The 497-nt window shown below is 71.6% G+C and carries 1 pseudogene; it reads left to right on the top strand.

Annotated features, from left to right (window positions below):
* Nucleotides 1-54: 54 nt before the first annotated feature.
* Nucleotides 55-497, top strand: a pseudogene (locus EQG76_RS12080) (hydantoinase/oxoprolinase family protein); the annotation flags it as partial.

Here is a 497-nt window from a genome sequence, read left to right as displayed (position 1 = left end):
CGCGTGCAGGCTGCGGGCGAGCGGCTATGGGCAAACTGGCAGGCCCTGGAGGCCATGGCGAAGGCATGGCTGGTCGCGGAGGACGTGCCGGTGGTGGGCCAGCACCTCGTCCATGCGGTGGACATGCAGTATGCCGGGCAGTCCTTCTCGCTCACCGTCACCATTCCCGAGGCGGTGCGGGCGGCAGAGGACGTGCAGGGCGTGCTCGACGCGTTCCATCGGGCCCACGAGGCGATCTACGGCTTCCGCGAGCCGGATCATGCGGTGGAGGCGATCACCCAGCGCCTGAGCATCATCGGGGAGGTGGCCAAGGTCGCTCTGCCCGAGCTGGCGCCGGGCGATCCGTCCCCTGCCGCGCGCGGGCAGCGGCCGGTGTTCCACGAGGGAGGATGGCTGGAGGCGAACGTGTACCGGCGCGAGGATCTGGGGGCCGGCTCGGCCGTGGCCGGCCCGGCCGTGGTGGAACAGGACGATACGACCTTGTGGCTGCCGCCGGG

Source organism: Geminicoccus flavidas, from assembly GCF_009806515.1.
GTDB lineage: Bacteria > Pseudomonadota > Alphaproteobacteria > Geminicoccales > Geminicoccaceae > Geminicoccus > Geminicoccus flavidus.
Note: the sequence above shows the minus strand (reverse complement) of the source record. Positions and strands in the feature narration are given on the sequence as shown.